Origin of the sequence: Haliscomenobacter sp. (assembly GCF_040403615.1) — a bacterium.
GTDB lineage: Bacteria > Bacteroidota > Bacteroidia > Chitinophagales > Saprospiraceae > Haliscomenobacter.
Window position 1 is genome coordinate 25666 of sequence record NZ_JBBAKG010000034.1, and the last position, 22488, is coordinate 48153.

A 22488-nucleotide genomic window follows, 5' to 3' on the forward strand; every position below is an offset into this window, starting at 1 on the left:
TCTACTGACACGCCATTTTGGTTTATTTTAGCATCTTCATGGACAACTAAAACACCCTGAATATGCGCAAATCGATATTTTTGTTGTGGATGCTTTTTACCTATTGCACAAGTGCTTGCGATAAAGCTCCTGCCAATTATTATGAAACCTCGAATGCAAAGGATGCCTCAGCTCCACAATCGGAAGCGACTCCTCCTCCACCTCCTCCTGGTGAAGCTCAAAAACCCAATGTAGAGCCAAATTTCAAACTCAAACTGATCAAAACGGGAACGCTGAAATTTGAAACCTCCAACTTAAAGTCAACTTACCAACGCATCCGTCAGGCTGCAGATGCCACTGCTGGTTATTTAAGCAATGAGTTTACGGAAAACGAATACGATCGGATTGTACAAAGCATTACCATCCGAGTCCCTTCTCGGAATTTCGACCAATTGGTTTCAGCGGTCTCCAAAGGAGTGGATCATTTTGACACCAAAACCATCCAGGCTACCGATGTAACGGAAGAATTTGTAGACGCAGAAGCACGACTCAAAACCAAAAAGCAGGTAGAGCAGCGTTACCAAGACTTGCTTAAGCGGGCCAATAAAATATCCGAAATCCTGGAGATTGAAAAGCAGATTGGAGATTTGCGCGCGGAAATTGAATCGATTGAAGGACGCTTGCGTTTCCTTTCCAATCGGGTGGATTATTCTACGCTGGATATAAGTTTTTACCAAAAAATAAAAGAAGAAAAGGTAGTCTCGGAAAACAGATTGCTTAAAGCCCTGCGCAATGGTTGGGATGGATTGGTAGATTTTTTCATTGGACTGACTTCCATCTGGCCATTCATGATCTTTCTTGGGGTGGTCGGATTTTTCGTGTGGCGCCGATGGTCAAAAAAGTAAGTAGTTGGGCAAAAAGACACCAGGAGGATTTTGTCAAACCTGGTGTCTTTTTATTCTTTATGCGCCAACGCTACTTGCGTAAGCAGTTGCATCCATCAACCCATCGAGTTGAGCTGGATCACTAATGCTTACTTTAATGATCCAACCCTCTCCATAAGGATCAGAGTTGACCAATTCAGGCGTTCCGCTGAGTTTTTCGTTGAGTTCCAAAATGGTGCCATCAACGGGTAAAAACAAATCGGAAACCGTTTTTACCGCTTCTATTGTTCCAAAAATATCGTTGGCAACCAATTGTTTATTGATGGTTTCTACCTCAACGTAAACGATATCGCCCAATTCACTTTGGGCAAAATCAGTAATGCCCACGAAAGCGATATCCCCTTCCGTACGAATCCATTCGTGATCGGAAGTATAATGCAAGTTATCTGGAAAGTTCATACCTGTGTTTTTAGAGTGTATAAATTTGGTTCTCTTGGTATTAGAAATCTTAGTTTTAGGCTTTCTGCGCAGCCAAAAACTGACGAACCCAATCGGTGGTAACAGATTTAGGGCGTTCAAGTGGGAAACCCAATGCACGTGACCAGCACAAAGCAGCCAATACACCGAGCGCACGAGAAACGCCAAATAAGACCGTATAATAGCCGTATTCTTTTAGGCCATAGTGCACCAACAAGGCGCCAGAGTGTGCATCCACGTTGGGCCATGGGTTTTTGACTTTGCCGAGGCTACTCAAAATGCCTGGCACAACATCGAATACTTTCCAAACCACTTCTACAACATCGTCGTGGCTGATGTATTCTTTGGCAAACTCCATTTGAGCCATAAAACGTGGATCAGGGCGGCGCAATACAGCATGACCATAACCTGGTACAACCTGACCTTTGGCCAAAGTAGCATGCACGTAATTGGCAATTTGCTCTTTGGTTGGAGCAGTCGTACCCAATTCTTCCAACATATCAAAAATCCACTTGATCACTTCCTGGTTTGCGAGGCCGTGGAGTGGCCCAGCCAAAGCGTTCATCCCAGCTGCAAAAGTCAGGTACGGATCACTAAGCGTAGACCCCACCAAATGGGTAGTATGTGCAGAAGCGTTGCCTCCTTCATGATCGGCGTGGATGGTCAAGTACAAGCGCATCAAGGCTTTAAAGTCTTCATTTTCAAACCCCAGCATGTGTGCGTAATTGCCAGACCAGTCTTCGGTGGTGCTGGGTGCAATGTGCTGACCAGCAGCGTAAGTACGGCGATAAATATATGCTGCTACCTGTGGCAAACGGGCGATAAGGTTCATTGTGTCTTCGTAGGTGGCGTCCCAGTATTCATCTTTGCTCATGCCTTCGTCGTACTTGGCAGCAAAAATACTCTCGGTTTGCATGGCCATGATGGCAATCGAAAACTGGGTCATAGCGTGCGTATTTGCAGGCAGTGAATCCAGGGTAGTGAAAACGTGAGCTGGAACGGCTCCGCGCTTGCGCCATTCTTCAGTAAGCCAATCTGCTTCAGCCTGAGTAGGCACCTCTCCTACCAGCATGAGCCAAAAAAGCGCTTCGGGCAGTGGCTCTTTGCCATCCTTGCCTTTTGGTAGTTTCTCTTTGAGCTCCGGAATCGACATGTTCCGAAAGCGGATACCTTCCATTGAGTCCAGTTCGGAAGTTTCCCAGACCATCATTTTGATGTCGCGGGCACCACCATAGATCTGACCGAGGTTTACGTCATCCACCATCAATTCACTGTACTCTTTGAGCAAGGATTTGATTTCGACCTTTAGTGCGCTGGATTTCTCGTAGAATTTTTTCTTGAGGGTATCCATTCAAGTAAGTGTTATGGTTAGTAATGTTATTCGTTTGTTTCTTGGGATTGAAATTTCTCACAAATATTTTGTGCAAGTAATTCCGGGCGCAAAAATATTACTTTCAATCCGCCAAATGAAAACTATTTGACAGGGATTTACTATTCTGTTGTAATTTATTTTTTCAAAAACACTGGATGTAGGTGGAGAGACCCTTTCGCATTAGAGATGGTTAACGGTCTAGCTACCCCTAATCAGTGCTAAAATGAAAACGCATCAAGTCTTGAAGGGTTTGCACGTTTTTCGGAGTTTGTGTAAAAATGCAATAATAATTTGGTTTTTTAAGGCAACCTGAAATTCCTTCTTACTTCTTTTTAGTTTTGCTGTTCAAAAAAGGATTTATCCATGTTGATTGTAAACGATGTATTGGTCAGTGACGATGTGGTGCAGGAGCATTTCATCTGTGATCTGGATGCCTGCAAAGGTGCCTGCTGCTGGGAAGGGGACTTTGGAGCGCCTTTGGAAAAGGCAGAATTGCCTATTCTTGACGAGATTTACGATTCCATCAAAGATTTTTTAACTAGCGATGGCCGAGCTGCCATTGAGGAACAAGGCAAGTACGTTTATTTTGAAGAAATGGGCGGCTATGGTACCCCATTGATTGACCATGCCGCTTGCGCATACCTCACTTACGATCATTTTGGCATTGCCAAGTGTGGCATTGAACTGGCCCATCGGGCGGGAGTAACGGATTTTCCCAAGCCCATTTCCTGCCACCTTTACCCGATCCGGGTCAAAGCAGATGTACCCGGTTTTGAAGCGCTGAATTACGATAAATGGGACATTTGTTCGGCGGCGTGTACGCTAGGTAGGAAAGAAAAAGTACCGGTATACGTTTTTCTGAAAGAACCACTGATTCGGAAGTACGGGGAGGCATTTTATACAGAACTTTGCGAAGCAGCAAAAGTGTTGGAAGAATGAGCTGGATTTGCTTTTTCTTACCATGCGTCTAACATCCAATCTTTACCCCTATTTTATTACCTTTGGGGTTCTAATTTGCAGTTCACATGCCCTTTTCTTTCAAGATTTACAATCAGGGATTGATTTGGCGGGTTGCCCGGAGGTATCTCTTTGCCAAAAAATCAACGAACATCATCAACCTCATCACGGGAATTGCTGTATTTGGGTTGGCCGTGGGGGCAGCTGCACTGGTATTGATCCTTTCCGTGTTCAATGGTTTTGAAGAGGTAATCGACTCTTTGTACAGCAGTTTCAATCCAGACATCAAAATCACCCCAACCCAAGGCAAAAGCTTCACCATTGCCGATGGGATGATGGAAAAACTGCAAAAAATTCCCGGCGTTGCTTTTGTCTCCCAAAGCCTGGAAGAAGTTGCTTTTTTTGAATACGACGGCAAACAGGATTTTGGCACCCTCAAAGGGGTTGACGATACAGTCATAAAAGTTACTGCGCTGGATTCGACTGTAAGAGAAGGCAAATTCCAACTTCGCGACGGCCAAATCGACATGGCTGTTGTCAGCATGGAAATGCGCAATCAGTTGGCTATCAATATCGATGATTTCATTTCTCCATTGGTGGTATACATGCCCAAACGCAAAGAAGTAGGAGCGCTCGATCAACAATTCCGCAGAGGCATTGTCTATCCATCTGGCACGTTTGTGGTGCAGCAAGAGTACAACGGTCAGTATGTTATTACCAGCCTTGAGTTTGCCCGAGCGCTGCTCAATATGCCGGATGCCGTCAGCGCACTAGAGGTTAAATTGAAGGAAGGCGCCAATCCAGCCACCGTGGTGCAAGACATCTCGGAAGTACTGGGCGCTGAATTCACGATCAAAGACCGCTACCATCAGCAAGAAGCATTTATGAAACTGATGCATTTGGAAAAATGGATGAGCTTTGCCATCGTCAGCCTCATGCTTTTGATGGTGGCCTTCAACATGATCGGCGCCTTGTGGATGATCGTACTCGAAAAGAAGAAAGACATTTCCATCCTTAAGTCCATGGGCACTCGCGACAACACCATTCGCAACATATTCCTGGTTGAAGGGTTTTTACTAACAGGTCTAGGGGTAGGACTTGGATTTGTGTTGGCACTGGTAATTTATTTTCTGCAAAAGCAATTTGGTATCGTATCCATGCCTGGCACTTTTGCAGTGGACTCTTATCCAGTCAGCATCCGTCTGGTTGATTTTGTGGTAGTGTGTATCACCGTCTTATTCATTGGTGGCCTTGCTTCCATTCCTCCAGCTTTGAGGGCGCGTCAAATTCCTACCGTGATCCGTGAAGAGTGAGTATTTTTTTTACCTTTGCGGCGCTGAAAACAACAAAAATGGACATTTGGAAATTGGATTTTGAGTGGTTGCGGGTGAGGCACCTGGTGCAAAAAACCTTTGGCAAAGACGCCTTGCCTGATTTGAATGGCATTTTGTTCCTTATCGGCATTCAGGAATTGGGGCGTTGGAAAAAAGAATACACCAAAGAGGAAAAGCAGGATTTGATGCACATCGCGATTTGTCGCCTGTTGAGTTACGATGGGTATTATCGCTTTGTGGGTCGAGACGCCGATGGATGGCCGCATTACGATGCCGTTTTACCCATCGAAACCAAAGGGGTGGAAGCACAAGAAGAATTTTTAAAAATCAAAGTGATCCAATATTTTCGCGAAATAGAAGCCGAAAATGGTGGATTGGAATAATCGTAAGTGTTGATATGAAGTCTAACCATTGTTTTAACTACGCTTTGCTGCTCTTGACGGCAGCCATGAGTGCTTGTGCACTACCAAAACCTTCTTTTACTTACGGCGGGGCTGGCGAAGCTCCCGCTCCAGTTGAATTCAAAAACACTTCTCCCAAGCCTGCCGAAGGCTACCATTGGGATTTTGGAGACGGAAATTCCTCTGAAGAACCCTCTCCAAAGCATACTTTTTATGCATCAGGAACTTATGCAGTGAAATTGACTGCCAAAACAGGCAATAAATCAAAAACGTACGAAGACAACATTTCGATCAAAGCGCCGAAGTTTTGTTTGGTACTGATTGAAACGGACTACGGCAATATGCTGGTTCGCTTATCGGATGGAACACCCAAGCACCGCGATAATTTCCTAAAACTTGCCGAACAAGGCTATTATGATGGGACTTTGTTTCACCGCGTAATCGATGGCTTTATGATTCAGGGTGGGGATCCCAACTCCAAAAATGCTAAACCCGGCCAGCAACTGGGCATGGGAGGCCCAGACTACACCATCGATGCCGAATTTGTAGACTCGTTGGTACACATCAAGGGTGCGTTGGCCGCTGCCCGTACCAACAATCCACAAAAGAGCTCTTCTGGTTCGCAGTTTTACATCGTACACGGCAGCCCGGTGACCGACGGGCAATTGAATCAAACCGAAGGGGGTCGAAATTTTCGTTACAGCAAAGTCCAACGGGATGCTTACCTGAAAGTAGGTGGCACTCCATTTTTGGATCGGGAATACACCGTTTTTGGACAAGTCATTCAGGGTTTAGAGGTGATAGATAAAATTACTGCTCAGCCAACCCTGCCAGGCGACCGCCCCACCAGCGATGTCAAAATGAAAATAAAAGTGATTAAATAATTTAGGGTTTTAGGGTTTTGGGATGAACCCCAAAAACCTAAAAAGGAAACCCTTTCGAACAAAAAAAATGGCTCAACACATACTCGGCGTAGATGTCGGAGGATCAGGAATCAAAGGAGCTTTGGTCGATATTGAAACGGGAGCAATTGTCGGCAATCGAGTCAGAGTAGACACGCCAGCACCTGCCAGCCCTAGTAGCATTGCCGAAGCTTTTAAAGGCTTGATCAAGAAGATTGGTTACCAGGGCCCTATCGGTTGCGGTTTTCCAGCTATCGTTCAGCACGGAGTAGCAAAATCCGCTGCCAACATCGACAAAAGCTGGATTGGCCACAACATCGAACAAGAATTCAGCGCTGCCTGTGGCAATCCGGTAAAAGCACTGAATGATGCTGACGCGGCTGGTTTGGCGGAATTGACTTTTGGAGAAGGCAAAAATCAGGAAGGTGTAGTCCTGCTCATCACGATAGGTACTGGCTTGGGCACTGCTCAATTTGTGGACGGGACACTGGTACCCAATACCGAATTTGGCCACCTTTATTTGCATGGTCGTATTGCGGAGCACTACTGCTCCAATCGCATTCGGGAAGAAGAAAAACTGGGCTGGGAAGAATGGGCCAACCGATTCAGTGAATATTTGCGCCATTTGGAGCGCCTGCTCACCCCCGATTTGTTTATTTTGGGCGGTGGCGTTAGCAAGGAGTTTTCCGATTTCGGACATTTGCTCAAAGTCAATACTCCGGTTCGTCCCGCTAAATTGCGGAACAATGCGGGTATTGTAGGTGCTGCGGTTTATGCGGTGAGATAAATCGTAGACAAAAAAATCCGATATTTTTCAAACGCGTTTGAAAAATATCGGATTGCTCAAAATAAGATTCAACCACTTAAGATTGTGCGTAATTACGCCCGTTGCATCTGCAAACCACGCACATACTCGCGGTGATAAAACTCAATAAACGTAATCATCCTTTTCTTTTCCTCGCACCAAAGTTTGTTGTGCATCAGCTTCAAACTCTCCCAGAAGGTCACGGTTGTGATGTATTGATCCAGAAAAGCATTGTCCTTGGCGCAACGCTCCAGGTTATAATTCGGAATTTTAGAATTCAGGTGGTGGATGTGGTGAAAGCCAATATTGCCGGTTAGCCATTGCATAATTCTGGGCAATTTGTAGTAAGTGCTGCCTTTCACGGCCGAAAGTGCATACTCCCACTTGTCTTTCCATTCTTTGTAAGCCTCTTCATGCTGGTGTTGTACGTAAAAGAACCACATGGCGATGATGCCAAACAGGAAAACAATACTCAACTGAATGAAGAAGAAACGCTGCCAACCCAGTAGCCAGCCCAACAACAAATAGAAAGCCAACATGGCCAGGTTGTTGAGGTGCAATTGGGTGTGGATTTTTTTCCAGCCACTCAGGTTGACCAATGGAATGCGGTTGTAAAAGCTGAGGTAAATGATTGGAGCAATCACAAAGGTAACGATGGGCATGCGGTAAATGCGGTACCCAAAACGCTGCAAAGGTGTTGCTTCCCGAAATTCTTTTACGGTCATCACTTTTAGATCGCCGATATCGCGGATTTCAATTTCAAGTTGTCCGCTGTGGCCGTGGTGATAGTTGTGTACCCCTGCCCAGTAAGAATAAGGAATGGTGCTAAAAAAGCTACATACCCAGCCAATTATTTTGTTGGCGAGCTGGTTTTGCAAAAACGAACGGTGGCCGCAATCGTGTTGAATAATAAAAATGCGCACCAAAAACAAGGCATTGATGGCCGCCAAACCGAAAGTAATCCACCAGGAATAAAAAGTACTCCAGTACATCAAAGCCCACAAGCCTAGATAAGGCAAAAAAGTACTGATGATTTGAAATACTGCTTTTTGGGTACTGGCCTGCGCGTATTTTTGAAAAAGGGTTGGCCAGTTTTGGAGTCGCTGACGCAACTCATCATTTTGCTGTTGGTTGGACATAAGGTATGATCGTTTAACAAAATAAAGATCAAAGCTACACTATCCATTGATATATGCCAAGGACATTTACACATAAGATTGGACAGAAATTGACATTTCCTCCGAATGCTTAGCATTGGCGAATCACCAAAATAGGGCTAATTGCCGTGTCCACCACCTTTTCGGTTACACTTCCAAACCACAGATTTTCCCATTCATTCCTCAACAGAAAACAACTCCGCAGCAATGAAATCGGCCATAAATTTACCGGCCTCACTCAATCGGTAGGTATGTGCATGCTCAAGAACCAAACCTTTAGCCAGAAACGGCTGTACGTTTTCTAAAAAAAAAGCCCAAAAAGCAGGATCAATCTTTTCAAGTTGGCAACCCCAGATGGTGCGCAATCCGGTCATAATGTATTCATTGTAACGGGTAGCCGGGCTCAGGATTTCGTGCTCAAACAATTCCGCCTGGGCTAAATCCTGGAGCTCAGTGTTCCCCAATATTTTCAGGTATTTGGCATTGTTCGCTACATTCCATTGCCGGGAAGTACCATCAAAAGAATGGGCCGAAGGGCCGATGCCCAAGTAAGATTCCCCTTGCCAATAACTTGAATTGTGGCGCGCATGCCAACCCGGTTTTGCAAAATTTGAAATTTCGTAATGCTCATAACCCCGCTCACGGGTAGCGTCCATGAGGTACTGAAACTGCGCATTGGCGTGTTCTTCGTCAACTGGAGCCGCCAATCCTTTGCGCACAAAATGATCCAACGCAGTTTTGGCCTCTACCGTCAGACAATAAGCAGATAAGTGAGGAATGGGGTATTGGAAAACGGTCTCCAGATTGGTTTTCCATCGCGCATGGCTAGTGGTAGGTGAGCCGTAAATCAAATCGAGGGTCAGGTTTTCAAAACCTTGTTTCAGGGCATTTTCAATGCAAGCCCGAGCTTCGGTGGCGTTGTGGGCCCGATTCATAAACCGCAAATCCTCCTCTGCAAAAGATTGAATGCCAATGCTCAGTCGGTTTACAGGAGTATCCCGCAATGCCTGCAATTTGGCCGCATCCAAATCATCGGGGTTGGCTTCCAGGGTAATCTCTGCATCTTCGTTTACGGGATGCATTTGGTAGATTTTGGCAAAGATGTATTCCAGCTCCGCTCCACTCAACAAAGAGGGCGTGCCTCCGCCAAAATAAATGCTGCTCAAGGAAGCACCTTTTAAATAATCCTTTTGAAGCTCCAGTTCACGCACAATGGCTTCCACCATTGCTCCTTTTTGATTCAGCGAAGTGCTGAAATGAAAGTTGCAGTAGTGGCAGGCTTGCTTGCAAAAGGGGATGTGAAGGTAGATTCCTGGCACAATTTTTTAGTTTATTGGTACTTAGGAACAGAACGTGCTTGAAACCCCGTTATGGCCAAGTCACGTTCTGCTCCTAAAGTCTATTATTCCAGGTAATCCAAACTCTTCCCGAAGGTTTCGGGCAAACTCAAAATTGAGAATGCCGCCAAACTAAAACACACCCCACCGATGATTAAGGTGGAAGTGGTCAATGACGTGGTTGCCCCCATCAGGTATGAAAAACTCAAGCCAATGGGGATAACCGATCCCCGCACAAAGTTGGGAACCGTGGTGGTAGCGGTAGCACGAATGTTGGTGCCGAATTGCTCGGAAGCAATGGTCACAAACAAGGCCCAATACCCCGTACTGATGCCCAAGATGAAAATCAAGACATAAAAGCCATATACCGACAGGTTTTGAATAAACACATAGACCAGCGTGGTCACCAAAGACAAGCCCAGGTATAGCAGCACCACCTTGCGGCGACTGCGCAAAATCTGACTCAAGAAGCCACTGATCAAATCCCCGATGGAAAGCCCCAAATAAGCCATCATAACCGCAGTGGCCACGCTTACCGGGGTAGTGGTGCCAATGTGCTCGGCATATCCGGGCGCGCGTTTGACCAAAGTGCCCAGTACAAACCAAACCGGCAACCCAATGCTGATGCAATGCAGGTACTTGATAAAACGCTCGCGTTCTTGAAAAAGGATAAAGAAATTCCCTCGGGATGTTTTCTTTTCCAACTGCTCAAACATGCCAGACTCAAACGTTCCAAAACGCAACAACAGCAAGAGTAAGCCCAATACGCCGCCAAGGATGTACGCCGTTTGCCAGGCTTCCAGCCCAAATAGGGCAATCTTGAAATTGGCAATCAATGCAGCTACCACCGCTCCCAAAGCGCCCAGTGTAACGATGATGGCCGTACCCCAGCCCCGGTTTTCCTTGGTCATGATTTCGGATACCAGAGTGATGGCCGCACCCAATTCTCCGGCCAAACCCAATCCAGCCAAGAAACGTACCGCTTGATATTGCTCAACTGTAGTGACAAAAGCATTCAACAAGTTGGCCACCGAATACATCAAAATGGAGCCAAACAAAATGGATTTGCGCCCACGACGGTCGCCATAAACGCCCCAAAACAAGCCACCCACCAACATTCCGGCCATTTGCCAGTAAAAGAGGTTGTTGTCAAACAAACTGGCTACCTGATCCGGATTGGATACGTTCAGTCCCACCGGACTCTGGATGCTTTCTTTGCCGATGATGTTGAACAGCTGCAAATCGTAGATGTCTACAAAATAACCCAGCCCGGCTACAATTACGGTGGAGTTGAGGATTTTCGACGTCAATGGTTTACTCATGGTCTTTTGTACTGTTGTGTAGGTGTAAGGGACGGAATTTAAATAAAGTTACATTCTGACTGGGCTCTTTTTTGATTTTGCTGCGTTACTCGTCAGTTGCGTAGGCTGGCTATGCGCCTTCCTCGAGCCTTGCCAAATCAAAAAATAGCCGAGTCAACTTTGCAACTTTATTTAACTCCCGTCCCTAAGCGGCAAAATACGCGGAAATGTGAGAAGTGAGAATATGTCTTGCAAGAAAATAGAGGGTTCCAAACGAAATATCCGATTTAAAACAAGCTCACATACCCAAAATGCACCTTCGGTCCTGCAAAATCAAGCGCAGTACCCGTCCGAGTACCAAAAGCCAAACTCAGGCCAAACAAACCCGCCTTGGTTTCAAACGTAATTCCTGCGCCAAAGCCATAGGCTCGATAATCTTCCTGCACGGTGGTGGTGTGGTTGGCAATCCAGGCGTAATCCAGGAAAGAATACAAAAACGAATTGCGGTTCAACAGCAAGCGGTACTCCATGGTACCAACAGCATAGTTGGTAGCAAAAACGATTTCTTCATTGAAACCCCGCAAAAGGCGGTTGCCTCCGATGCGAAACTGCTCGTTTTGCAAAATGGGCTGGTTCGCGATTGTCCAGCCGGTACTTGCTTTGAGTTTGAGGGTACTGTTTTTGCCCAGGGGCAAATACGCTTCGCTCTCACTCAGCAGGCGGTATTGAAAAATGCGCAATTGCAGGGTATCATACAGTTCAGTAAACCCCAGCTCGGTGATGCGGTTATTGGGTAAAATGCGTTTGGTACCCGCACCACCTCGCCCCAGCAAGGCCCAGCCTCGGCGTGGATTGAGTCGGTAATCCAGTTTTTGCTGTCGAAATTCCAACCCAAATGAAGCGTAAGATACGTCTAGGGTGGCGGGCAAGGTTCTCGTTTTGAGCAATTGGCTTTCATTCAATTGCAAAAGGCGCGAACTCCGCTGGTTCCAAAAAACTTTCAGGTAATTGCCCCCTTCCAATAAATATTGCAAACCCAGATCCAGATCCAGGTCCAAAAAAGCAGTGTCCCGCTTGTACAAATGCAGCTTGAAATCTGCACCAATGGGCAAATTGGCCACAAAAGGATAATTGAATTGCAAATCCAGCCGCGGACTGGATGGCCGCAACTGCTCAAAACGCACGTAAAGCCGTTCCCCTAGGCCAAATTGATTTTGCAACTCTCCCTCAAACGAACCAGTAACCAGTAGCTTTTTGGTCTGTTGGCTATTGGGCAAAACCCCAATGATAAAATCAAAACGACTCGCTTTTTGGCGCGCCAATTCCAGCACAACCAGTGCTCTTGAACCGATAAACTCAACTTCAGGAGCAGTTTTCATTTGTAAAAAAGGCAATTCCTGAATGCGTTCGCGAATTCGACTCAGCTTTGATTGGTCATACAACTGCTTGTTTTGCAATCCCAGGTACTTTCGGAGATAAGCCGGAGCAATGTGGGCATCCCCGCGCAAAATTAGCGTATCAAAACGGTACAGGTTCCCTTTTTCCAAGCGCAATACCCCTTCCAAAATTCCGGGCGTAGCCACTACACTATCCAACCAAACCCTGGCAAAGGGATAACCCGCATTTGCCGCTTGTTGAACCAGCTCTTTTTTGACAGATTCCAGTTTATTCAAGTCTATCACTGACTTTTTGCTGCGCAAAATGGTATTTGCACCTTGTGCCCATTCTGAGGGAATGCCCTCCAGCTTCAAGCTGCCCCAATGATAGGCTGGTCCCAGGTGCAACCAGACTTGCAGGATCGAATCGCGCAGCCCAGTGCCGTCTATCGAAGCTTCGAGATAAGCTCTTTGTTGTAAATCAGCGACCAAACGCGACAAGCTATTGTTGAGCGACAAGCTATCAGTATAAGTGTACGAAGCGGCATTTATTCCATTGGGTAAAGTGGAAGGACTGACAATATTCAGTTTTTTTTGGGCGAAAAGGGTTTGGCTTACGTCGCAGACACAACATAAAAGCAAGAATATTCGCGTCAGTGCCAAAACTTTAAACATTCATTAAGACCTTGTATAAGGGTTTACGATTAATTTTACACCAAATTTAAGTGATGAAATCTTTGAAGTACATTTTTTTGATGCTCAGCTTGCTGGTGGCAAGTTTTGCAGCACAAGCTCAAGAAAAAATCAGCGTCAAGTGCGTTGTTACGGGTTGCCAGGGTTCAATGGCCTTGTTTGCGTTCGACGGGATAACTTTCCGCGAGGTACAACGGGTTATGGCTACTAACGCCAATGAGTACACTTTCAGTCTACCCAAAAGTGAGCCGAAATTTTATTATGTCGGTTCGTTTGCCAATAACCAGCGCCCCATTTTGTTGGGTAGCGAAACCGGAGTGACCATAACCGGAGATTGTGGAAACATCCGCCAGACGCAAATTGCCAATTCAAAAATCAATCAGGATTATGATAAGGTAAAAGCCCGCATCAATGCCCACAACACCCAGCACGGCATGGCGCTGCGCAAATGGGCCTCCGCTCAGGGTGAAGCCGCCAAGAGTGCCGCCAATGCAGAATTGAAAGCTGTAGATGATAAAAAAGTAGCTTTTCTGGATTCTTTGAAAAAAGTCAGCCCGGTTTTTGGCCGCGTAGCTGCCATCAATACCTACGTTTCTTATCCCAACAACGCCAAAGGCTACCCTGGCGAACTGGAATATTTTGCCAATGAGTTTTTCCACTTTGTGGACTTCACAGATGCTGGCTACAACGGCATGCCCTGGGTGTATGAAAATTTCCGCTCTTACGCCCAAACCCTGGCCGGGGTAGGCTTACCACTGGATGAAGTCAAAATGTATCTCAACAACACGATGGGCAAGTTTCCTAGTGGCGGCGAAGCGCAACAGTTGGCTTTGGCGGGCATCATGACTGGCCTCCAGGAGCGCAAGCACCCAGCCTATGCTGAGTACGCACAATCTTTTGTCAAAACGTTTGGCGCAAAAAATCCCCAGGCTGCGGCTTCAATTAAGGCAGAACTGGATCGCGCCATGCGCTTGATGGTAGGTGCCGTTGCCCCTGATTTTGCGCAGGCTACTCCTGATGGCAAAAACATCAAATTGAGCGATTTGCGTGGCAAATATGTGCTGATCGATTTCTGGGCAAGCTGGTGCGGCCCTTGTCGGCGCGAAAACCCCAATGTGGTAATGATGTACGACAAGTACAAAACCAAAGGATTCGAGATCCTGAGTGTAAGTCTGGATGATGCCAAAGAACGCTGGCTGAAGGCCATCCAAGATGATAAGTTGACCTGGAAACACGTCAGCGACTTGAAAGGCTGGTCAAATGAAGTAGCTCAAATGTACGAGGTGCAAGGCATCCCTAAAACTTTCCTGATTGACCCGCAGGGTAAAATCGTTGCCACTGATTTACGCGGCCCATCTTTGGAAGCGAAATTGGCAGAGGTTTTGAACCGCTAGAGTATTAAGGGTTGCGGACACTGAACCGGCGGTCACTGAGCGAAGTCGAAGTGCCGCCGGTTCAGTGTCCGCAACCCTTAATACTTTAATAATCATCATCATCATCGTCGTCATCGTCCATCCCACCTGAAAAGCCGGCCATTGCGGCGGCGCCAGGTATCGCCTTATAGTACAATTTGGTACAATTTTCTTTTCTGAACAATTGCTGGGCTACCCGATGCATGTCTTCGGCAGTGATTTGGGCGTAGAGTTCGGGTTCGCGGTTGATGAGATCTGCATCGCCCAATAACTCAAAGAAAGCCAGGTTCATCGCTTTGCCCAGGGCGCTCAATTCTGAAAAAACCAAAGCGCTTTCCGCACGGTTCTTACACTTTTGCAGTTCGTCTTCATCCAGGCGCTCATCGAGCAACAATTGTAGCTCTTCTAAAATGGCGGCTTCCGCGGTCTCCAGGCTTACGCCATCGGAAGGCCGACCTTCGATGATGAACAACCCTGGATCCAGGGTTCCGGTGATGTAGGCATCGATTTGAGAAAACAATTGTTTTTCCTTCAACAACCGCCGGTACAAGCGCGAAGAAGGGCCGTTGCTCAGGACATCCGACAACAAATCGGTAATGTAAAAATCAGGGTGCACCCGATCGCAGCAATGAAAAGCAAGGTACAGGGCATCCAATGGAACATTGGTTTCCTGGATCTTTTCTTTCATGTGCAGTTGAGGCGACTCGCGGGAAATGTCGCGTGCAGGAATGTCTCCAGCGGGAATATCTGCAAACCACTTTTTGGCCAGTTTTTTGACCTGACTCAATTTGACGTTGCCACATACGGCCAGTACCGCATTGTTGGGGCGGTAATGATGGAAGTAAAAATCCTGCACATCGTCCATCGTGGCACTCTCTACATGCTCCGGCACCAGCCCAATTACGGGCCAGCGGTAAGGGTGGGTTTCGTAAGCCATTTCAGAGAGGTGGTGCCACATGTCGCCATAGGGCTGGTTGAGGCAGGTCTCTTTGAATTCTTCTACGACCACTTTCCGTTGTACTTCGAGTACTTGGGGGTCAAAATTGAGACTGAGCATGCGATCCGATTCCAACCAAAAGGCCACTTCCAGGTTTTGAGCTGGGAGTACCTCATAAAAATTGGTGAAATCGTTGTTGGTGAACGCGTTATTGTCGCCGCCCGCCAATTGAAGCGGGTCGTCAAAGTCGGGAATATTGGCCGATCCCCCAAACATGAGGTGTTCGAAGAGGTGGGCAAATCCGGTTTTGTGGGGCTGCTCGTCGCGTGAGCCTACGTTGTACAATACATTGACTGCCGCCATTGGTGTACTGGGATCCTCATGTACCAACACCCGCAAACCATTGTCCAATACAAAACGGTGGTATGTAATCACTGGTAAAAGTTGAAAAGTGGTGTACCTCGGCTTTGCCCGGCAACCCGTGCTGTACGAAGCCGAGGTGCTAAAATTAAAACCAATCCTTAAAACGCTCTTTCAAGGCATTGATGCCGCTAATGGCTTTCTCTTTGAGTTCGCCAAACTCTTCGCTGGCTTCAGCACCCAATTCTTCAAGTTTTTCGCCCAAGTTGCTGGTTGCGCCTTTCAAGAATTCAATTTGCTCCTGGATTTCTTCTTTAGCTTCGGCAGCGGCGTCTTTGGCCATTTCTGTCAATTGAGCCAGTTTTTCCTGAGCTTTGTCTTTGGCAGCATTCAGCTGCTCTTTCAGTTGGTCCTTGTCCATTGTGGTATTTTTGAGGTTAAAAATTCATTAGAGCGCAAATGACACGCTAAAGTACTTTTTTTCAAAGTCTTGTAAGTAACAGAATTGGATTTGGAAAAGTTGGTACTACGGTACAAACAAAAAAAGAAAGGCTCTTCGAATACAAATAAAATATTAATCTTTACTTTCCGGAGCTTTTTCAAAATTTAAAAACCAGATTCATGCAAAATCGCAAATTTTTATTGACTGAACAAGAAATCCCAGAAAAGTGGTACAACATTGTGGCCGACATGCCGAACAAGCCGTTGCCACCTTTACATCCTGGCACCAGAGAACCAATCGGCCCGGAAGCATTGGCGCCGCTCTTCCCGATGGAGCTGATCAAACAAGAGGTTAGTGCTGAAAAATGGATCCAAATCCCGGATGCGGTTCGCGATATTTACACCCTATGGCGTCCAACCCCGCTTTACCGGGCTTATGCTTTGGAAAAAGCGCTGGATACCCCCGCCAAGATTTACTACAAATACGAAGGCGTGAGTCCTGCTGGCTCCCACAAGCCCAATACTGCGGTAGCACAAGCCTACTACAACAAGATGGAAGGCGTAAAGCGCATTACCACCGAGACTGGAGCTGGACAATGGGGCAGTGCCCTGTCTTTTGCCTGCCAACACTTTGGCATTGAGTGTGAAGTATACATGGTAAAGGTGAGCTACGATGGCAAGCCCTACCGCAAAATGATGATGAATACTTGGGGGGCCAAAGTATACTCCTCTCCTACCGACCATACCCAGGCTGGACGCCAGATTTTGGCACAAGATCCCAACTCACCAGGTAGTTTGGGCATCGCAATCTCTGAAGCAGTGGAACGGGCTGCGATGGACGAAAACACCAAATATGCCCTCGGTAGCGTACTCAATCACGTTTTGACGCACCAAACCATCATTGGCCTGGAGGCGGTTGAGCAAATGAAAAAAGCCGGAGACATGCCCGATGTGGTGGTAGCTCCTTTTGGGGGCGGCTCCAATTTTGCAGGCATTGCCTTCCCTTTTCTGCGCATGAACCTGGAAGAGGGCAAAAACATCCGTTGCATTGCCAGCGAACCTTCTTCTTGCCCCAAATTGACCCGTGGCGTATTTCGTTACGACTTTGGGGATACCATCGGCATGACGCCCTTGCTGCCCATGTACACCTTGGGCCACAACTTCATACCTGCGCCGATTCACGCAGGTGGTTTGCGCTACCATGGTGCAGGAGTAATCGTGAGCCAATTGCTGAAAGACAAATTGATCGAAGCCCGCTCGCATGATCAGTTGGAATGTTTCGAAGCGGGCGTGCTTTTTGCCAAAACGGAGGGCATTATTCCTGCGCCAGAGGCAAATCATGCGCTGGCTACCGTATTCGCAGAAGCGCAAGCGGCCAAAGAAGAAGGCAAGTCGCGCACGATTCTGTTCAACCTCTGCGGTCATGGTCACTTCGACCTTCAGGCCTACGACGATTTCTTCAACAACCGCCTGGTGAAGCACGAGGTAACAAATGCCGAGATTGCTGATTCGTTGGCGATGTTGGATACGCCGGTGATATAAATTTTTAGCTTGTACATCTTCCGCTCAATTGTCTGTTGGATGGTTGAGCGGATTTTTTTGTGAAATTTGGGATTAAAAAATTATGGGCTAGAAACAGCTGGCTTTCTCGCAATCTATGACGTAAGAATTACATTGTCAAAAGCAGCACTCTCCCTTCTCCATACGTTTCCCGATTGTCGAATTCATGACCAATTGAGCTTGACTATTGGCAGTCTGGAATAATCTTCGTAGCTTGGATAAATTTTTATGGTCTATGGAAATAGCATGGCCTGCCCACTATGAAGAAGACGACTTAATTCAGGCTTGTGTCCGGAATGAACGCTGGGCGCAACAAGCTTTGTATGAGGAGTACTACGGAAAAATGATGGGTATTTGTTTGCGTTACGCCAATGGAGAGGAAGATGCCCTGGACATATTGCACGAAGGCTTTATCAAGGTCTTTAAAAATGTCAGCAAGTTCCAACTCGGCACATCCGTTACTGCCTGGATGCGTCGGATCATGGTCAATACAGCGATAGACTTTTACCGAAAGAGTATTCGTCGTCGAACTGAAGACCTTGATCACGCTACGCAATTGAGCAACGACGATGCGGACGCAGTAAGTATGTGCAGCCAAAAGGAAATCCTGGAGGCCATTCAACAACTCACTCCTGCATACCGCACCGTTTTCAACCTGTACATTTTGGAAGGCTATTCCCACCGGGAAATTGCCGAACTATTGAATATTACTGAAAGTACGTCCCGATCCAATTTGGTGAAGGCAAGGCTTAAACTGAAGGAGATATTGATGTCCCGCAACTACGATGAACATGGAGCAGCAGCAATTTGACCGAGTCATACGCGAACAACTGGAGAACCTGAATCCTGAGTTCCGTGCCGACCATTGGCAACGGATGCAGCAAGCAATTGCTTCCGATGAGGAATTGGAACCGCTCAACGCCGCAGAAACTGCGTTTGATCGGGAAGTGTTTTTACAAATGCGCCATTTCAATGTAGGTGCAGTACCTCGTCATTGGGCAAAATTGCGCCAACGCATGGAAGAGGCGCTCTACCTGCGTAAGCTCATTTTGGGCTCCAAGTTTGGCGAAGCACTGGTTTTCACGCTGGTCTTGTTGCTTTTCTTCCAACTTCCGCTTTCCAATCCTGAAAACAAACCGCTGATTGCGCCACAACCGGCCAATTTGCCTACTCAGGCCATCGCTGAACGCGCTGCAACCAACTCAACCAATACGGTTTTACAACCGCGACCAAGATACAATCCTCAAGCAATTCTGTCAAAATTGGCCTTCGATCAGAATGCGAATGAGCCAGCTTTTTCTTTCCTGGCTCCCGAAGTTGAAATTGTTTCACATCTGAACAATTCTCCCTTGGCTACGCTGGAGGCAACGAACACCCCACAAATTCAAGGCAAAACACCGGAACTTGGCAATCAGGCACCCCTCGCTGAAGACCCAAAACACACCGAGGCCATGTCCAATTACTACGTATTTGGCAACCAACTGGCGCCTTTGGATCAGCAGCGTTCGCATGCCGTTCTGGAGCGTCGCTTGAGTATTTTTGAGGCCAACGCGCTCAAGCCTTTCCGCAAAAAAACCATCTTGAGTGCAGCCATGTTTGGTGGCCCGGATTACAACCGAATCATGACTCCGCCGAGTACCGAAAACCGTACCAAAGCATTTGATCGCTATGCCATGGGCTACAGTGGTGGAATTCTTTTTTCGGCTGAACGTGGGCGTTGGGAATTGGGAACGGGGCTGATCTACGCAGCGAAGCCCTACAATCCTCGGCAGATTGTGAAATATCGAGGCAATCTCGATCAGGGTTATACCGCAACTTCATTCAATCAGGTTTCTCTTGACATCATCAATATTCCTTTTCACGCCCGTTATAACTTTTTCTTGCACAAGCGTACCCGTTTGTATGCAGTAATGGGTGCATCCTTGCAAATTGCAGCGTCGGCTTCCTATTTTATCACCACTACATCTTCTCCTTCTACGCCACAAAAACCCGAAATGCGCAATATTCCATTTGACAATACGTCAGAAGGAATTTTGGACGGCGGCTCGATCAAAGAAAATGGCTACGTGACCGGAAACCTCGGCTTGGGGATAGAGCATTTTATGTCTGATCGCTGGAGTTTGTTTATCCAACCTACTTACCAACATTCCTTAGGCCATTTTTCGGATGGATTTGGACCAAGTCACGACCGGATCAGTACGCTGTCTTTGTGGACGGGAATTCGGATCAGGATTCTCGAATAGTAGTTGCCCATCTGCCAAGTGCAGTTGAACTGAGCAGGTCGTGATCCGTTTCAGAAATATTTGTCCATTGCAAATGAGGAATTTGTTGCGCCAAATGCGCAAAGGCCGCTGGTGGAATCACCGAATCCTGCTCACCTGTAATCAATTGAATGGGCAATTGAGGTTGTGTATTCAAGTTTTTAATCGCCTTGTCCAAAGTGGGAAATGTGGCAGCAGAAAGCCAAATGCCTGTCAATCTCTTTTGAGATGCCGCAGATTGTAGATGCAAACGCAAAAAACGGTAACTGAATGCATCCACGATGTTCCATTTGTTTAGAAATTTGGCAACTTTAAGGAGGCTTGCCGCAAATGCAAAAAGTTTCACTCCTTGTTTTTTGAACCACAGTGGGATTCGATCAAAAAAAGAATACCAGCCACGATAAGGCACATCTGGCGCCAACAAGATCAATCTTTTCCATCTGGGAACTTCCGTGGTAGCCAAAGCCAGGCACAGGCGTGCCCCAAAGCTAAAACCTATTGCGGTATAACGGGTTTGTTGTTTCAAAGCCAGGACTTGATCGATTGCTTGTACGAGGTCTTCAAGCGTAAAAACGGCTCTTTTCCAATCCGTTCCTCCATGCCAGGGGAGGTCAAATGCAAGCAAACAAGCATCGTCAGGTAAATAGGCAGACAAATTAGCATAGCTGCTTCCATCCCGTGCAAAACCATGGAAAGCGATCCACAAATGAGATCCAGTACCAAATTGATGGTATTGCAAATCGCCGCCAGGAAGATGAAGTACATGTTTTTGCATCCCCGAAAAATAGAACGCTTTTTCTGATTCTTAGGAACGGTTAAAAAAGAACGCTTTCCATCCCATTAAAAAGCTTACAATTCGCCGTTGTATTCCCGGTAAATGACCGCCAAGAGTACCTGCCCTACTGCCCTTAGCGTAAAACGGTCAATTTTATCAATGGTATCATCGGTGGTATGCCAATGATCAACGAAGCCGGATTGGCTTCCCAAAGGTTTGTTGATGATGTCGATCATTTTGATGCCCGCTATGGAGTTCACATAGGCGTGGTCATCGGTGATGCCTCCTACGCCTTCTTCCACAAAATATTGACCATAGCCCATGTCTTTGGCCAGCCCCCATACTTTTTGAAGTACCTCTGGAGCACGCTGATAAGAAATGTCATCAAAACCAAAACGAGCAGCAGAAGCCCCCACCATATCCAGCAGAATGCCGTATTCCGGGCGAATGTCTTTTTTGTAATGCAAGTTTTTTGACCAATGCTGTGACCCAAGGCACCAGGTATCCCCATTGGAATTGTAATCCCCAAAGTCTTCGGCGTCAAAAAACACGATGTCTACACCTATATCCACTGGATTGGCTTGCAACTGGCGTGCTACCTCCAGCAAAATGCCGACTCCGCTTGCGCCATCGTCGGCGCCCATCACGGGTTTTGTTTTGTCGGCCTTAGGTGATCCAGGCGCATCGGCTATTGGGCGCGAATCCCAGTGTGCGGCCAACAAAATGCGTCGGCTTAGATTGGGTTTGTACTGACCAATGATGTTGGTACTATTGAGCAACGTACCCGTATAAGCTTTGGCTTGAAAATTTTGCTCAATGACTTCCAGTCCATAACTTTTGAGTTCAGCGGAAAGCCAGTTTTTGCACGCTTCGTGGGCTGGAGAATTGGGGGTACGGGGTCCAAATTCGGTTTGCTCCGCTACGAATGCAAAAGCAGAATCCCGATTGAAGGCAGGAATCTTTGCCGCTTCTACTGGTTTTTCGTCAACCACTGGTGTTTTAGGTTCATTTTTGCAAAAGGTAAACACCAGAGCCAGAGCACACAGCAGTACACCCATTACGGCCAACTTATTCTTCATCTTTTTCATTTTTGTCATCTTTACCGGCTACAACAACTACAATTTCTCCCTTCACTTTTTCGGGATGCTGTTTAAAAAACGCAATTATGGAGGCCAAGGTACCTCGATGTGCCTCTTCGTGCAATTTGCTCAATTCGCGTACCACACAGGCAGTTCGCTCTTCCCCACAAAAAGCAATCAATTGCTCCAGGCATTTGACAATCCGATGCGGAGATTCGTACAAAGCAAAAGTATTGGGCAACGTGGCCAAGTATTGAACGCGGGTTTGACGGCCTTTCTTGTGTGGTAAAAAACCTTCAAAATGGAAGCGATCGCAAGGCAAACCCGATAAAACCAATGCCGGAATCAAGGCAGTAGCTCCAGGCAAACATTCTACCCGAACGCCATTGCGCACACATTCCCGCACCAGCAAAAAACCTGGATCAGAAATCCCCGGAGTACCCGCATCAGAGATCAAAGCGATTTTTTTGCCCCCCTGAATTTCTCGCAATACGCTGCTGATAGCCGTATGCTCATTGTGGGCATGATGCGCCCAAAGAGGGGTCGTGATTCCGAGGTGGTCCAATAATTTACGGGAAGTTCGGGTGTCTTCTGCAAGAATCAGATCAACCTCTTTCAACACCCGAATGGCACGCAGGGTTATGTCTTCAAGATTGCCGATGGGGGTGGGAACGAGGTAAATGACCAT

General features: G+C 46.9%; 21 protein-coding genes. 10 read left to right on the forward strand and 11 right to left on the reverse strand.

The window, feature by feature from the left end; translation table 11 throughout:
* Positions 1-62 precede the first annotated feature (62 nt).
* Complete coding sequence (locus tag ABW391_RS12855) at positions 63-884, forward strand: DUF4349 domain-containing protein (protein ID WP_353482280.1); 822 nt, start codon at positions 63-65, stop codon at positions 882-884.
* Between the two features lie 57 nt (positions 885-941).
* Here the strand turns inward: ABW391_RS12855 and gcvH are convergent, their stop codons facing one another.
* Complete coding sequence (gcvH, locus tag ABW391_RS12860) at positions 942-1322, reverse strand: glycine cleavage system protein GcvH (protein ID WP_353482281.1); 381 nt, start codon at positions 1320-1322, stop codon at positions 942-944.
* Positions 1323-1377: 55 nt separating this feature from the next.
* Positions 1378-2691 (reverse strand): citrate (Si)-synthase, encoded by a 1314-nt coding sequence (locus ABW391_RS12865; RefSeq protein WP_353482282.1) that lies wholly within the window; start codon positions 2689-2691, stop codon positions 1378-1380.
* A gap of 384 nt (positions 2692-3075) precedes the next feature.
* Between ABW391_RS12865 and ABW391_RS12870 the strand changes: the two genes are divergently transcribed.
* From ABW391_RS12870 to ppgK, 5 genes are all read left to right on the forward strand, one after another.
* Positions 3076-3651, forward strand: a complete 576-nt coding sequence (locus ABW391_RS12870; protein WP_353482283.1) for a DUF3109 family protein — start codon at positions 3076-3078, stop codon at positions 3649-3651.
* A gap of 86 nt (positions 3652-3737) precedes the next feature.
* Positions 3738-4982: an FtsX-like permease family protein gene (locus ABW391_RS12875; RefSeq protein WP_353482284.1), complete on the forward strand. Its 1245-nt coding sequence runs from the start codon at positions 3738-3740 to the stop codon at positions 4980-4982.
* 38 nt (positions 4983-5020) lie between these two features.
* Positions 5021-5386, forward strand: a complete 366-nt coding sequence (locus ABW391_RS12880; RefSeq protein ID WP_353482285.1) for a hypothetical protein — start codon at positions 5021-5023, stop codon at positions 5384-5386.
* Between the two features lie 14 nt (positions 5387-5400).
* The gene (locus tag ABW391_RS12885) at positions 5401-6288 is read left to right on the forward strand and encodes a peptidylprolyl isomerase (protein WP_353482286.1); all 888 of its coding nucleotides are present in this window, start codon (positions 5401-5403) and stop codon (positions 6286-6288) included.
* A gap of 67 nt (positions 6289-6355) precedes the next feature.
* On the forward strand, positions 6356-7093 hold the full coding sequence (gene ppgK / locus ABW391_RS12890) for a polyphosphate--glucose phosphotransferase (protein ID WP_353482287.1): 738 nt from the start codon (positions 6356-6358) through the stop codon (positions 7091-7093).
* A 92-nt stretch (positions 7094-7185) separates the two neighbouring features.
* Here the strand turns inward: ppgK and ABW391_RS12895 are convergent, their stop codons facing one another.
* The 4 genes from ABW391_RS12895 to ABW391_RS12910 form a co-directional block, all read right to left on the reverse strand.
* Positions 7186-8250 (reverse strand): fatty acid desaturase, encoded by a 1065-nt coding sequence (locus ABW391_RS12895; RefSeq protein WP_353482288.1) that lies wholly within the window; start codon positions 8248-8250, stop codon positions 7186-7188.
* Between the two features lie 194 nt (positions 8251-8444).
* On the reverse strand, positions 8445-9587 hold the full coding sequence (gene hemW, locus ABW391_RS12900) for a radical SAM family heme chaperone HemW (protein WP_353482289.1): 1143 nt from the start codon (positions 9585-9587) through the stop codon (positions 8445-8447).
* An 83-nt stretch (positions 9588-9670) separates the two neighbouring features.
* On the reverse strand, positions 9671-10927 hold the full coding sequence (locus tag ABW391_RS12905; protein WP_353482290.1) for an MFS transporter: 1257 nt from the start codon (positions 10925-10927) through the stop codon (positions 9671-9673).
* Positions 10928-11193: 266 nt separating this feature from the next.
* Entirely contained in the window at positions 11194-12957 is a 1764-nt protein-coding gene (locus ABW391_RS12910; protein ID WP_353482291.1) for a ShlB/FhaC/HecB family hemolysin secretion/activation protein, read from the reverse strand.
* Between the two features lie 53 nt (positions 12958-13010).
* Here ABW391_RS12910 and ABW391_RS12915 point away from each other — a divergent pair, with 53 nt between their 5' ends.
* A complete protein-coding gene (locus ABW391_RS12915) occupies positions 13011-14369 on the forward strand; it encodes a peroxiredoxin family protein (RefSeq protein ID WP_353482292.1) in 1359 nt (452 codons plus the stop codon).
* 85 nt (positions 14370-14454) lie between these two features.
* Here ABW391_RS12915 and ABW391_RS12920 read toward each other — a convergent pair whose 3' ends face one another.
* A complete protein-coding gene (locus tag ABW391_RS12920; protein WP_353482315.1) occupies positions 14455-15756 on the reverse strand; it encodes a M16 family metallopeptidase in 1302 nt (433 codons plus the stop codon).
* Between the two features lie 76 nt (positions 15757-15832).
* Complete coding sequence (locus ABW391_RS12925; RefSeq protein ID WP_353482293.1) at positions 15833-16105, reverse strand: sll1863 family stress response protein; 273 nt, start codon at positions 16103-16105, stop codon at positions 15833-15835.
* A gap of 200 nt (positions 16106-16305) precedes the next feature.
* On the opposite strand from ABW391_RS12925, the gene ABW391_RS12930 reads away from it, so the two are divergent.
* The 3 genes from ABW391_RS12930 (at position 16306) to ABW391_RS12940 (ending at position 19928) form a co-directional block, all read left to right on the forward strand.
* Complete coding sequence (locus ABW391_RS12930) at positions 16306-17667, forward strand: TrpB-like pyridoxal phosphate-dependent enzyme (protein WP_353482294.1); 1362 nt, start codon at positions 16306-16308, stop codon at positions 17665-17667.
* 253 nt (positions 17668-17920) lie between these two features.
* Complete coding sequence (locus tag ABW391_RS12935) at positions 17921-18496, forward strand: RNA polymerase sigma factor (RefSeq protein WP_353482295.1); 576 nt, start codon at positions 17921-17923, stop codon at positions 18494-18496.
* Complete coding sequence (locus ABW391_RS12940) at positions 18477-19928, forward strand: outer membrane beta-barrel protein (RefSeq protein ID WP_353482296.1); 1452 nt, start codon at positions 18477-18479, stop codon at positions 19926-19928. The genes ABW391_RS12935 and ABW391_RS12940 overlap by 20 nt, the downstream gene beginning before the upstream one ends.
* On the opposite strand, the gene ABW391_RS12945 is transcribed toward ABW391_RS12940, so the two are convergent.
* From ABW391_RS12945 to rsmI, 3 genes are all read right to left on the reverse strand, one after another.
* Complete coding sequence (locus ABW391_RS12945; protein WP_353482297.1) at positions 19912-20721, reverse strand: alpha/beta fold hydrolase; 810 nt, start codon at positions 20719-20721, stop codon at positions 19912-19914. The two genes, ABW391_RS12940 and ABW391_RS12945, sit on opposite strands and share 17 nt — an antisense overlap.
* Positions 20722-20795: 74 nt before the next feature.
* The gene (locus ABW391_RS12950) at positions 20796-21800 is read right to left on the reverse strand and encodes a M28 family peptidase (protein WP_353482298.1); all 1005 of its coding nucleotides are present in this window, start codon (positions 21798-21800) and stop codon (positions 20796-20798) included.
* Positions 21790-22488 (reverse strand): 16S rRNA (cytidine(1402)-2'-O)-methyltransferase, encoded by a 699-nt coding sequence (gene rsmI / locus ABW391_RS12955; RefSeq protein ID WP_353482299.1) that lies wholly within the window; start codon positions 22486-22488, stop codon positions 21790-21792. Before rsmI ends, ABW391_RS12950 begins: the two co-directional genes overlap by 11 nt.